Consider the following 13324-nt stretch of genomic DNA (forward strand, 5'->3'; position numbering starts at 1 on the left):
CAGAAATGGACAAAAACACGTTAGTGGGCTTTGTCCTGATTGGAGCGGTGATTGTAGGTTTTGGTATCTACAACCGCCCCAGCCAGGAAGAAAGAGCACGCGCACAGCACTATCAAGACTCTATCCAGCAGGTCATCAAGCAACAGCAGGAAGTACAGGAGAAAAAGGCCGCGGCAGCCGTTGAAGCTGCACGTCCGGACAGTTCCTCCCTCTTCTTCCAGTCTGCACAAGGTACGGAACAGTTCACCGTACTGGAAAACGACTTGGTGCAGCTGACCTTCTCCAACAAAGGTGGACGGGTAAGCAAGGCCCTGTTGAAAGAGTATAAAGACCAGAAGAAACAGCCGCTCGTTCTTTTCGACGGAAAAGATGCTTCCATGAATTTCGGCTTCGAAGGAAAGGGAGAAAACATCCTGAGCGACCAGATGTATTTCGAGGCAACCAACGTGACCGACTCCACCGTAACCATGCGGTTGAACGCGGCCAACGGCGGACACCTGGACTTCAACTACCGCTTGCTGCCAAACTCCTACATGGTGGACTTCACCATCCAGGCCAGCGGCTTGCAGAATTTCTTCTCTCCTTCCACCAAGACGATGAGCATCGAATGGAAACAGCGGGCCCGCCAGATGGAGAAAGGCTACAACTTCGAACAGCGTTACACCTCGCTGACCTATAAGCCGGTGGACGACAGCTTCGACTACCTGAGCGAGACAAAGGATGCCAAAGAAACCATTCCGGAAGCTCTCGACTGGGTAGCCTTCAAGAACCAGTATTTCTCTTGCGTCTTCATGGCAGAGCAGAACTTCGACAATGCTACCCTCGAATCCAAGATGGAACAGCAAGGCAGCGGTTATATGAAAAACTATACTGCCGACATGAAAACGGCTTTCGACCCGACGGGTGCCAAGGCCTCACACCTACAGTTCTACTTCGGCCCGAACCACTTCAAAACTTTGCTTGCCAGCAACGACTTGAGCTTTAAGGACAAAGACCAGGAGCTGGAAGATTTGGTCTACCTGGGATGGCCGATTATCCGACTCATCAACCGCTGGTTTACCATCAACCTATTCGACTGGCTGTCGGGTTGGGGACTGAGCATGGGTATGGTAATCCTGCTCATGACTATCATCGTCAAGGTACTGGTACTTCCTACTACTTGGAAGTCCTTCATTTCCTCGGCCAAGATGCGTGCCCTAAAACCGTATGTGGATAAAATCAATGCCAAATACCCGAAACAGGAAGATGCCCTGAAAAAACAGCAGGAAACCATGGCCCTCTACCGACAGTACAATGTCAGCCCGATGGGAGGCTGTCTGCCGATGCTGTTGCAGACACCGGTGTTCATGGCTCTCTTCTTCTTCGTGCCGAATGCCATCGAGCTTCGCCAGCAAGGATTCCTGTGGGCAACCGACCTCTCGGCATACGATGACCTGATTAGCTGGAGCTACCACATTCCGTTGCTGGGTAACCACCTGAGCTTATTCTGTCTGTTGTTCAGCATCACCACAGTCTTGAACCAGATAATCATGATGAAGCAGCAGGACATGGGCAACAACCCGCAGATGGCTGCCATGAAATGGATGATGTACATCATGCCCGTGATGTTCTTCTTCATCTTCAACGACTATGCATCGGGATTGAGCTACTACTACTTCATCTCCGGTCTGATTGGTATCATCACCATGTGGATTATGCGCCGTATGACCGACGAGAAGAAACTGCTCGCCCAGCTGGAAGCCAACAAGAAGGAACCTTCACAGCAGAAAGCCAGCGGACTGATGGCCAAACTGGAAGCCCTGCAGAAAGAACAGGAACGCTTGCAGAAAGAACGTCAGGAACATATGAACAAAAAGAAATAAAAATATCCTGAAAAGGAACAGAAAGAGCGGAACAGGAAGGCCATCAGAAGCCTTTCGTTCCGCTCTTTTTCTTTCTGTCTTCTCTTTTTCCATTTATTATCTTACCTTTGCACAACGGAAACGTGCACAAAGACACGCATCATCTAAAAACTAAAAATAAAGACATGAAAAAAACAGATTTAATGAACATGACTGCGGCCGTATTGATGGCTTCAGCTCCGATGGCTGCCGTACAGGCAGAAGGAACTGACGCACCTTTCATCGGCAAGCAGGAAATTACTGTGAAAGACGGACGGATGACCCCGGAAACCCTGTGGGCCATGGGACGTATCGGAAGCTCTTGTGTGTCTCCCGACGGAAAGAAGATTGCTTACACCGTATCCTACTACAGCGTGAAGCTGAACAAGGGACATCAGGTAATCTATGTGATGAACGCCGACGGCTCCGACAACAAGCTGCTGACGACCTCTGCCGACAGCGAAGGCGAACCGGCATGGATTAAAGGCGGAAGCAAACTGGCCTTTATCACGAAAGGACAGATTTGGGAAATGAATCCCGACGGAACCGGACGCCAGCAGCTCTCAGACTATGCAGGCGGCATCGACGGATTCAAGTTCTCTCCCGACGGCACCAAAGTGCTTTTCATCTCACAAGTGAAATATGGCGAACGTACTGCCGGCAAATACCCCGACCTAGACAAAGCCAGCGGAAAAGTCATCGACGACCTGATGTACAAGCACTGGGATGAATGGGTAGAAACCGTTCCCCATCCGTTCGTGGCTTCCTTTACCGACAATAAAATAGGTGAAGCCACCGACATCCTGGCCGGTGAGCCCTACGAATCGCCGATGAAACCTTTCGGCGGCATCGAACAGCTCGCATGGAGCCCCGACTCCAAGTCTGTGGCCTACACCTGCCGCAAAAAGACCGGAAAGGATTATGCCGTATCCACCGATTCGGACATCTATTTATACAATGTGGAAACCAAGCAGACCCGCAACCTCTGCAAGGAAGATGTCACCGACAAGAACATGGGTTACGACACTAACCCGCAGTTCTCTCCCGATGGAAAGAACATCGCCTGGCAAAGCATGGAACGCGACGGATACGAAAGCGACCGCAACCGTCTCTGCGTGATGGACCTGAACAGCGGAAAGAAAACCTACGTGACCGAAGCCTTCCAGTCGGGCGTGGACAGTTACTGCTGGGCACCCGACAACAAGACCCTCTACTTCACAGGCGTGTGGCATGCCACCAGCATGATTCACAGCACCAACCTGAAAGGGGAAGTGAAACAGCTCACCGACGGCATGTATGACTATGCTTCCGTGGCCATGCTGAACGAAAAGCAACTGCTCACCACCCGCCACTCCCTGAGCGAAGCCGACGAGCTGTTTACGGTCGACCTGAAAAAGAAAAACGAAGTGACCCGTATCACGAAAGAAAACGACCACATCTTCAGCCAGCTGAAACTGGGCAAGGTTGAGCCCCGCTGGACCAAGACCGTCGACGGAAAAGACATGCTCTCATGGGTGGTTTATCCGGTCAACTTCGACCCGAACAAGAAATACCCCACCCTCCTGTTCTGTGAAGGAGGACCGCAAAGCCCCGTCAGCCAGTTCTGGAGCTACCGCTGGAACTTGCAGATCATGGCCGCCAACGACTATATCATCATTGCCCCCAACCGTCGCGGACTGCCGGGATTCGGTATGGAATGGCTGGAAGAAATCAGCACCAACTATGGCGGCCACTGCATGGACGACTACCTGAGCGCCATCGATGACATCGCCAAGGAACCCTATGTGGACAAAGACCGTCTGGGATGCGTGGGAGCCAGCTTCGGAGGCTACTCAGTATACTGGTTGGCCGGACACCACAACAAGCGCTTCAAAGCCTTCATTGCCCACGATGGTTTCTTCAACATGGAACAGCAGTATCTCGAAACCGAGGAACTCTGGTTCACCAACTGGGATTTGGGTGGTCCGTACTGGGACAAGAGTAACCCGGCCGTACAGCGCAGCTACGCCAACTCTCCCCATCTGTTCGTAGACAAATGGGACACCCCGATTCTCTGCATCCACGGCGAGAAAGACTACCGCATCCTGGCTTCACAGGGTATGGCCGCGTTCAACGCCGCCAAGCTGAGAGGCATCCCTGCCGAACTGCTGATTTTCCCGGATGAGAACCACTGGGTATTGAAACCACAGAACGGAATTCTCTGGCAACGTACCTTCTTCAACTGGCTTGACCGCTGGCTGAAGCCGCAAAAATAACCTATAAAACCTTTCCGGACACCTTTACGTCATGTTTTTTCACGAAATTTGCAGAAAAGAGGTGTCCGGATTTGCATATTAAAATAAAAAGTCATACCTTTGCATCGCTTTTGAGAAAGACACTTCGGGGTGTAGCGCAGTCCGGTTAGCGCACCTGCTTTGGGAGCAGGGGGTCGTGGGTTCGAATCCCGCTACCCCGACAGAAGTCAAAAAAGTAAAAGTTATTACAAACGTTCGGGGTGTAGCGCAGTCCGGTTAGCGCACCTGCTTTGGGAGCAGGGGGTCGTGGGTTCGAATCCCGCTACCCCGACAAGAAGAAAGGCAATTTATCTGACATGATAAGTTGCTTTTTTTATTTTTCATATTGTCAGATTGCCAAAAACATCGATATTCCCGTTTCAATATTCGCCTGAACATTGCCATTAGCAACAAGAAAATAATGCACAAAACAGTTTGCAGCTTCCAAACGAACCACCATCCGCGAAATAATTTGCGGAAAATTTTCTTCACTCAATAACTCTCGTTCGTAAAAAAGCCAAAGAGTTTTCCCTAATCTATAAGCCTTTACATATTTCAGCATAGCATTTACTCTTTCAGCCAAGTCCTGAAGTGGCATGCTCCTTCCCGACTCACCGTCACACACACAAGGAACAGAAATATTCAAAAAATCTTCATCTTCACTATTGGGAATATAAAGAAGATTAGTACCTTCACAACTAAAGCCATACCCCATCTCGTCTGTTTTTATTAATGAAAAACCCAACTGCTTAAATGCATCAAGTATCTTTTCTTTCATAGTTGTTTATTTTGTAATAAATGTTTATGTTAATTCAAATAATCGACTTTACTTCTTTATTTCCGCACTGTCGATTCTACGTGCGATTACATATCAAAATACCTTGTTAGTATCTCTAAAACCCTCTCTGCAACAACGACAAACCATACGTAAACAATCGCATCAATTTTCTTATGTGTAATAATTTAAATTTCCCTTATTTACTTTATATTCCTAAGAACAAAAAATGAAACCTACCTCCACCTAAAAAACAATTAACTTATATAATATAAAAATATTAAAATATAAATTTAACTTATATAATTCGAAGATAATGAAACATACACAGAAATGCAACTTACAAAAACACAAATAAAGGCTATCCGTGTTATATTCATGCTCAACTGGTAAAAAAGCACTATCACATGGATAGTTATTTTAAACGATTAAGATCAAAATCACCACGAACTCAGAGAACTTATACGACTATAAAACAAGTTTATACAACATAATGCCCCACCAAGCATCACATGGCAACTTTTTGAAATAAATATACATCTTGATACGATACACCTATCCGTATCCAATCTTTCAGAATCGCACATTCCACGTAACCTGCGGATAAGAACAATTTTCTACTTGCCACATTCCCCGCCGGGATATAGGCATATAACTGATGCAAACCAAGCTGCTTAAAGCAATGAGCCTCCATCAAATCGAGGGCCTTTCCTGCTATCCCCTTTCCCCTCAAGTCTTTCCGTATAACCAGCCCTACCTCCGCACGATTATGGCGCACATCAAACGAAAATACATCAATGATACCCGCCACTTCACACTCTCCTTGTACAATCATTAAGCGCAACTGTCCATCGACATATAAATTATTTTGGTTCTCAGCTATATAACGTTTCAGCTGAAAGCGAGAATAAGGACCGGTAGCTGTCCCTAATTCCCAAAGTTCAGCATCATTCTCAAAAGATAGAATTACCTCCAAATCTTCCGGCTCCGGCGCCCTGAGCCTAATAGTCTCTTTATTCTCCATAAGCCACTCATTTTTGGTCTCCATCTATCTCCAAATCCAGTTCCCGCATCAACCTTCTACGCCCCGGCACACAAAAAAGCGAAGCTACCAACAGCATTCCCACACACAACAAACTTGTCAGATTAAGCGTTGTATAATATACTGTCAGATTAAACAATACCGGAGCCCCTAGCATAGCCAGCCGAATTTCACACCAGCGACGATAGCTCACCAGTGCTTCCGGTAATGACAACTGCCGCACATAGCGTGTCAATGAAAGGCTGAACATACGTAACGAAAGAGGTATCAGACAGACAGCCAACAAAATGCCCACCGTCTGAAGGATATATTCTGCTCGCACATCACCCACCAAGCTACCCTGAGGAAAAACATCTGTTTCATACAACACACACCATACGACAGCAAAAATCCACCACAAGGCAAACTCTACTTCCAACAACCGAAGCAAACAAGATATTTTCTTTTCCATCACACATTCTTTTTAAATGGTTCCTGTAAAAGCGACACGATTCACGATAGACCGCCCTAACGTCACTTCATCTGTATACTGCAATTCATCACCAATAGATATCCCCCTGGCAATCATGGTTATTTTCACCTCACAACCTGCCAGTTTACGAAAAATATAGAAATTGGTCGTATCGCCTTCCATGGTAGAACTCAATGCCAGAATGACCTCCTTGACCGTACCTTCCTTGACACGGTTTACCAAACTCTCGATTTCCAAATCGGAAGGACCTATACCATCCATGGGAGAAATCACGCCCCCAAGCACATGATACAACCCATGATACTGCTGGGTATTCTCTACCGCCATCACGTCGCGTATATTTTCTACCACACATACAGTCGTTGCATCACGCAAAGGGTTAGAACAGATACGGCACACGTCGGTGTCGGAAATATTGTGACACACCTTACAATATTTTACTTCTTTCTTTAAAGTGGAAATCGCATTGCTGAAAGCTTCCACCGTAGCATTATCCTGGCGTAACAGATGCAGTACCAGACGCATGGCAGTTTTCCGCCCGATTCCAGGAAGTTTAGCAAACTCTCCCACTGCCTTTTCCAGCAAAACTGAAGGATATTGTTGATTCATTCTTTATGATTACTTTTCTTACAAAAGGCAAAAATACAGATAAAATCCTTTAGCTGTATGCGGCAAAAGAGAAAAACAATTACCTTTGTATCAAACAACTCAAATTCGACCTATGGACATTACCAGCGCAGAGTTTGTCGTAAGCAACTCACGGGCCGACATGTGCCCCCAAACCCATTTACCGGAATACGCCTTTATCGGACGCTCCAACGTGGGAAAATCAAGTCTCATCAACATGCTGACCAAAAATCCCAAACTGGCCATGACCTCATCTACGCCAGGAAAGACTTTGCTTATCAATCATTTTCTGATCAACAAAGAATGGTATCTAGTCGACCTTCCTGGATATGGCTATGCACAGCGGGGAAAAAAAATGATGGAAAAAATCCAAAAACTCATCGAATACTATGTACTCGATCGGGAACAATTGACCTGCCTCTTCGTCCTCGTAGATAGCCGACTTGACCCACAACGTATTGATTTAGAATTTATTGAATGGTTAGGAGAAAATGGAATTCCTTTTGCACTGATTTTTACCAAAGCTGACAAACAAAGTGCCGGAAAAACCAAAGTCAACGTCAACCGTTATCTGGAGAAACTGAAAGAACAATGGGAAGAGCTTCCCCCTTATTTTGTATCCTCTTCAGAAAACAAAATTGGACGAGAAGAGATTCTGAATTATATCGAACAGATTAACCATTCGATCAAAGAACAGGCAGAATAAAAGGATCTCCTCAAAATGGCATAAGTCACTTTGAGGAGATTTTATTTTACAGACAACTCAATCATCAACGGGAGAATCCGATGTTCCCATTCTTATCTATATCCAGATGTACATTATAGCATGATGCCCCATCGGGAATACAAAGTGTTGCCACATAACGATAACCTTTCCCGTCTACCCTTACAAAATCCATATCACTTAGAATGGCATTACTCAGGAAATCTGCTGGCACCACCCGTTCAAACATTTCTTTCTTGATATCCTTGGAAAACAAGCGTTCCTTCCCTTTGTACACACAAATATGAATAATGTTGTCGTAGTATATATTCTCCACCGGAAGTCCTTCCTCACTGATACTCAGCAGGGTCACCCTTTTCTTGGTAGGATTAATATAGGCATATCCACGATAACGTTCTCCGTCATAAAGAATGACCGAATCCTTCTCAAAAACTTCGCTTTCAGTTTCACGGACCGGTACCACCGTTCCAAAAGAAAGCGTATCCGATTCGGCTTTATGCAAACTCACCACCTCCCCAATCGATGTCCGATAACGCAGGCTATACACTTTCTGCTCTTCAATAAGATAATGAATGGGCTGTGCACTATATACAATCATCGTATCATGACGTATCGTAAACGGCATAGGAGCATTTATCTGACTGGAATAATAAATACTGTCACCCTGAACCTTGAACAAAGGCGCTTCTGTATTATCATCCAACCAGATGCCTTGTAACAACCGCATGGCCTCACGGTCTTCCACCTGCTCTTCCGCTCCTTTCTGCTGAGGAGACATACATCCCCACATGAACCCTATCCCCCCAAGAAGCATTATCAAGCCTGATTTCTTCATGTGTCAATGAATCTATAAATTTATTTTCCGATGCAATAGTAAGCTATTCCCAATTCAGAGAGTTCCTGCATGTCATAAATATTTCGCCCGTCAAAAATGACCGGATGGTTCATCGTTTTTTTGATAACTCCCCAAGCCGGCAAACGGAATTCTTTCCATTCCGTCACCATCAGCAAAGCATCTGCATCCAGCAGAGCATCATACATATCACGCGCATAGTAAATGCTATCTCCCAGCCGACGACGAGCTTCATCCATAGCCGCAGGATCGTAAGCCCTGATCTGACAGCCGGCTTCTTTTAGCTTTTTAGTCAACACCAAAGCTGGAGCCTCCCGCATATCGTCTGTTTCCGGTTTAAAAGCCAATCCCCATAAAGCAACCGTCTTCCCTTTCAAATCACCTTGATAATACTTACTGAGTTTACGGAATAGAATATCTTTCTGATCTTCATTGACAGCCTCCACCATTTTCAATACCCGCATGGAGTAACCGTGTTCTTCGGCTGTCTTGATTAAAGCCTTTACATCTTTCGGGAAGCAAGAGCCCCCGTAACCGCATCCCGGATAAAGAAACTTACGTCCGATACGGGTATCCGAACCCAATCCGCTACGTACCATGTTTACATCCGCTCCCACAAGTTCACATAAATTGGCTATGTCATTCATAAAACTAATTCGCGTAGCCAACATCGAATTGGCCGCATACTTTGTCATTTCTGCAGATGGAATATCCATAAAAATCACCCGGAAATTGTTCAGCAAGAAAGGACGATAAAGCTTGCTCATCAAATTACGGGCACGCTCCGACTCCACACCTACCACCACACGGTCGGGAGTCATAAAGTCGTTGATTGCATTCCCTTCTTTGAGAAATTCCGGATTGGAAGCCACATCAAAGTCAATGGATACCCCGCGACGGTCCAGTTCCTCACGAATCACGGTTTTCACTTTTTGTGCCGTCCCCACCGGCACCGTACTCTTCGTCACTACCAGTACATATTTCTTCATGCAACGGCCAATGGTACGAGCCACCTCGAGCACATACTGCAAATCAGCACTTCCATCTTCATTAGGTGGAGTACCTACAGCACTAAACACAATAGACACCTCGTCCAGACAATCGGCCAGCGAAGTAGTAAACCGTAAACGCCCGGCTTTGACATTTCGCTGTACCATATCTTCGAGTCCTGGCTCATAGATAGGAATCTGCCCGTTCTTCAATGCAGCGATTTTTTCTTCATTCGTATCTACACAAATAACATTCGCCCCAGTTTCTGCAAAACATGTCCCCGATACCAAACCTACATATCCGGTCCCAACAATTGCTATATTCATGATGATTAAAGTATTTCTTGCATTTTTCCCCGACAAAATTACAACAAATTTGAATTCAAATCGAAAAATGCCCGCCGAAAGATAACCCTCATAAGAGAAAAATGTATTAATTTTGCAATATGATTGAATTAGCAAAACATATAGAAGTACTATTGCTGGAAAACGACTGCGTCATTGTCCCGGGCCTAGGAGGCTTTATTGCACACAGACGTCAGGCTTCTTTCTCAGAGCACACAGGAGAATTCCAGCCTCCTCTCCGTACCATCGGATTCAATCCTCAACTGGTTATGAACGACGGATTGCTTGTACAGTCGTACATGCAGGCATACAATACAGACTTTCCCGACGCTACACGACGAATTGAAAAGATTGTTACCGAAATGAAAGATCAGCTTTACCAGCAAGGCCAGGTAGAGCTTAAAAACGTGGGTACAATTTATTACAACATGAATGGAGGTTACGCCTTTGAACCGGCAACTTCCTCGTTTTTTACTCCAAGCTTATACGGTCTGGAAAGTTTCACGCTTTCAGCACTTCAACCGATTACGAAACCTTCTGGCTCAGAAAAAGTTCTTCCGGAAATAAAGGTCTCTCACAAGAAACATATTTCCGTACGCCATTGGGCACGTAACATAGTAGCCGTAGCAGCTGCCGTCTGCCTGTTTTTCATTCTTTCTGTACCGGTAGAAAACACCTATATGGACGATGCGAACTATGCTTCCCTTGGATCAGTCAGCATGTTTGATGCCATCCGCAACCAATCGGTTGCCACCAGCATACAAACCCATCAGACAGCTAAATCTCAGAAAGCAATCCAAAAGCAACAGAGCGGTGAAAAAAGAGTTCGCAACAACATCAACACCCTCAAACCTGTAGTAATTAAAACGGAAAAAGTAGCTGCGGATCCTACCGTAGTAAACACCACGAAGAAAAAATCCAAAGCTGTACAGGCTTCCTCCGTAAGAACAAAGGCAAAAGTTGCGGCTGAAGCTACTCCAAAACAAAATCCGATACAACCTACAGCCAATAAGAAAAAAACTTATATTATTGTAGCCAGCCTGACAACTGCCAGTGACGCGCAAAAGGAACTGAAGAAACTCCAACAAAAAGGTTATAAAGACTGTCAGGTACTGGAAACCGACGGACGATTCCGTATTGCATTGGCAAGCTATACAAATGCGGGCGATGCATATAAAAAGGTACAAAATTTGCGTAACCAGGAGGAATTTAAAAGTGCCTGGGTTTTCACTTCAAAATAAATACGTTTTTTAAAACAGATGAAAAGAGTAAGATGCCCCAAATGTGACAATTTCATCCAGTTTGATGAGACTAAATATAAAGAAGGACAGTCACTCGTCTTTATTTGTGACAACTGCAAGAAACAGTTCAGCATCCGTATCGGCAAGTCCAAACTGAACGCAGCCAACCGCAAAGCTGAGGTGGTGGACGAAAAGGAAGGCGTGCAGGACTTCGGCAATGTACTGGCCGTAGAGAACGTGTTTGCCTACAAACAGGTGTTGCCGCTGCATGAAGGCGACAACCTCATCGGACGCCGGTGCAAGGGAAACGACATCGACATTCCCATCGAAAGCAACGACCCGAGCCTGGACCGCCGGCATTGCTACATCAACGTCAAAAAAGACAAACAAGGAAAAATTATTTATACGCTCCGTGACAACGACAGCATCACGGGCACTTTTCTGATGAACGAAATACTGGGCCCGAAAGAGCGCGTCCGCATTGAAGACGGAGCCGTCATTACCCTCGGTGCCACAACCCTGATTCTGAGAGCGGCAGAAGGACAAACGGAAGAATAACCGCCGCACTTATCTTCGTATATACAATTTAGGATAACTATAACACTAACAAACCTTTTACTCAATTATGGCTTTTACAAACAACGTAATGATTGTCCGGCACAAACTGCTGGAAAACCTGGTTGCTTTATGGAAAGAAAATCAATTAGTAGAGAAAATCGACCGCATTCCTCTGGAACTCAGTCCGCGCCGTTCACAACCGGTGGGACGCTGCTGCATCCACAAGGAACGTGCCGTTACCAAATATAAGTTGCTCCCACTGCTGGGTTGGGATATGACCGACGAAACGGATGAGCTGACTCCCCTTTCTGAATATGCTCGCAAGACATTGGCACGCAAGGAAAGAATCAAGGAAAACATTCTTTGCGTCATCGACGAGGCATGTTCTTCCTGCGTGCAGGTGAACTACGAGGTAAGTAACCTTTGCCGGGGTTGTGTGGCCAGAAGCTGCTACATGAACTGTCCGAAAGGTGCCGTACATTTCGACAAGAAAACCGGCCAAGCCCATATTGACCACGACAAGTGTATCAGCTGCGGTATCTGCCACAAGAGCTGTCCGTACCACGCCATCGTGTACATCCCGGTGCCGTGTGAGGAAGCTTGTCCTGTAAAAGCCATCAGCAAAGACGAACATTACATCGAACACATCGACGAAAGCAAGTGCATCTACTGCGGCAAGTGCCTGAATGCCTGCCCCTTCGGTGCTATCTTCGAAATTTCCCAAGTGTTCGATGTACTGGAAGCCATCCGCAAGGGAGAACAGGTGATTGCCATCCCGGCTCCTTCGGTATTGGGCCAGTTCAATGCCACCATCGACCAAGTATACGGGGCATTGAAAGAAATCGGTTTTGCCGATGTGATTGAAGTGGCCGAAGGTGCCATGCATACCACCAGCAACGAAGCGCACGAACTGCTGGAGAAACTGGAAGAAGGACAGAAATTCATGACTACTTCCTGCTGTCCGTCGTACATCGAGCTGGTCAACAAACACATTCCGGCCATGAAGCCTTACGTATCCAGCACCGGCTCTCCGATGTATTATGCAGCCCGCATCGCTAAACAGAAATACCCGAATGCCAAAGTAGTCTTCATCGGTCCGTGTATCGCCAAACGAAAAGAAGCACAGCGCGACGAATGTGTGGACTACGTGCTGACCTTCGAAGAACTTCATCCGATGTTCCGCGGACTGGGCATCGAACTGGAAAAAGCCAATCCGTATAAGGTGGCCTACGAATCTGTCTGCGAGGCACACGGATTTGCACAGGCTGGCGGTGTGGCCGGAGCAGTGAAAGCTTACTTGGGTCCGAAAGCCAACGGCATCAAAATCATGCAGTTCTCCGACTTCACGAAGAAGAACATCGGGGTGCTCCGTGCATACGCCAAGACGGGTAAGGTAGACGCCCAGTTCATTGAAATGATGGCCTGCGAAGGCGGATGCGTGACCGGTCCGAGCGCACACAATGACCCGGTATCCGGCAAACGCCAATTGAACCAGGATTTGCTGAAACGTACCCTCAAGTACGAAAACAGCAATCAGGAATAATC

At 46.4% G+C, this 13324-nt stretch carries 12 protein-coding genes and 2 tRNA genes; 8 read left to right on the forward strand and 6 right to left on the reverse strand.

Annotated features, from left to right (window positions below):
• The first annotated feature begins 5 nt into the window (after positions 1 to 5).
• The 4 genes from yidC to OCV81_RS02135 all read left to right on the forward strand — a co-directional run bounded on the left by yidC (position 6) and on the right by OCV81_RS02135 (position 4445).
• Entirely contained in the window at positions 6 to 1862 is a 1857-nt protein-coding gene (yidC, locus tag OCV81_RS02120) for a membrane protein insertase YidC (RefSeq protein ID WP_148327969.1), read from the forward strand.
• A gap of 182 nt (positions 1863 to 2044) precedes the next feature.
• Positions 2045 to 4135, forward strand: coding sequence for a S9 family peptidase (locus tag OCV81_RS02125; protein ID WP_148328082.1), 2091 nt, complete (start codon positions 2045 to 2047; stop codon positions 4133 to 4135).
• A gap of 125 nt (positions 4136 to 4260) precedes the next feature.
• Positions 4261 to 4335 (forward strand) — tRNA-Pro (locus tag OCV81_RS02130).
• A 35-nt stretch (positions 4336 to 4370) separates the two neighbouring features.
• A tRNA-Pro gene (locus tag OCV81_RS02135) sits at positions 4371 to 4445 on the forward strand.
• A 57-nt stretch (positions 4446 to 4502) separates the two neighbouring features.
• Here OCV81_RS02135 and OCV81_RS02140 read toward each other — a convergent pair.
• From OCV81_RS02140 to recR, 4 genes are all read right to left on the reverse strand, one after another.
• On the reverse strand, positions 4503 to 4931 hold the full coding sequence (locus tag OCV81_RS02140) for a hypothetical protein (protein ID WP_148327971.1): 429 nt from the start codon (positions 4929 to 4931) through the stop codon (positions 4503 to 4505).
• A 505-nt stretch (positions 4932 to 5436) separates the two neighbouring features.
• Positions 5437 to 5952 (reverse strand): GNAT family N-acetyltransferase, encoded by a 516-nt coding sequence (locus tag OCV81_RS02145; RefSeq protein ID WP_148327973.1) that lies wholly within the window; start codon positions 5950 to 5952, stop codon positions 5437 to 5439.
• 7 nt (positions 5953 to 5959) lie between these two features.
• Positions 5960 to 6421 carry a hypothetical protein gene (locus OCV81_RS02150; RefSeq protein ID WP_148327975.1) on the reverse strand — a complete coding sequence of 154 codons (462 nt, stop codon included), beginning with the start codon at positions 6419 to 6421 and terminating at the stop codon, positions 5960 to 5962.
• Between the two features lie 12 nt (positions 6422 to 6433).
• The gene (gene recR, locus OCV81_RS02155) at positions 6434 to 7051 is read right to left on the reverse strand and encodes a recombination mediator RecR (RefSeq protein ID WP_148327977.1); all 618 of its coding nucleotides are present in this window, start codon (positions 7049 to 7051) and stop codon (positions 6434 to 6436) included.
• Positions 7052 to 7163: 112 nt separating this feature from the next.
• Between recR and yihA the strand changes: the two genes are divergently transcribed.
• Positions 7164 to 7775 carry a ribosome biogenesis GTP-binding protein YihA/YsxC gene (yihA, locus tag OCV81_RS02160; RefSeq protein ID WP_022354146.1) on the forward strand — a complete coding sequence of 204 codons (612 nt, stop codon included), beginning with the start codon at positions 7164 to 7166 and terminating at the stop codon, positions 7773 to 7775.
• Between the two features lie 64 nt (positions 7776 to 7839).
• Here yihA and OCV81_RS02165 read toward each other — a convergent pair whose 3' ends face one another.
• Complete coding sequence (locus tag OCV81_RS02165) at positions 7840 to 8628, reverse strand: DUF4738 domain-containing protein (protein WP_148327979.1); 789 nt, start codon at positions 8626 to 8628, stop codon at positions 7840 to 7842.
• Between the two features lie 20 nt (positions 8629 to 8648).
• Positions 8649 to 9962 carry a UDP-glucose dehydrogenase family protein gene (locus OCV81_RS02170; protein ID WP_148327981.1) on the reverse strand — a complete coding sequence of 438 codons (1314 nt, stop codon included), beginning with the start codon at positions 9960 to 9962 and terminating at the stop codon, positions 8649 to 8651.
• 119 nt (positions 9963 to 10081) lie between these two features.
• Here OCV81_RS02170 and OCV81_RS02175 point away from each other — a divergent pair, with 119 nt between their 5' ends.
• The 3 genes from OCV81_RS02175 (at position 10082) to OCV81_RS02185 (ending at position 13322) form a co-directional block, all read left to right on the forward strand.
• Positions 10082 to 11221 carry an HU domain-containing protein gene (locus OCV81_RS02175; protein ID WP_148327983.1) on the forward strand — a complete coding sequence of 380 codons (1140 nt, stop codon included), beginning with the start codon at positions 10082 to 10084 and terminating at the stop codon, positions 11219 to 11221.
• Positions 11222 to 11239: 18 nt separating this feature from the next.
• On the forward strand, positions 11240 to 11779 hold the full coding sequence (locus tag OCV81_RS02180; RefSeq protein WP_148327984.1) for an FHA domain-containing protein: 540 nt from the start codon (positions 11240 to 11242) through the stop codon (positions 11777 to 11779).
• A 67-nt stretch (positions 11780 to 11846) separates the two neighbouring features.
• Positions 11847 to 13322, forward strand: coding sequence for a 4Fe-4S dicluster domain-containing protein (locus tag OCV81_RS02185; RefSeq protein WP_148327986.1), 1476 nt, complete (start codon positions 11847 to 11849; stop codon positions 13320 to 13322).
• The last annotated feature ends 2 nt before the right edge of the window (positions 13323 to 13324 follow it).

This window comes from Phocaeicola fibrisolvens, assembly GCF_025567125.1.
Taxonomy (GTDB): Bacteria; Bacteroidota; Bacteroidia; order Bacteroidales; family Bacteroidaceae; genus Phocaeicola; species Phocaeicola fibrisolvens.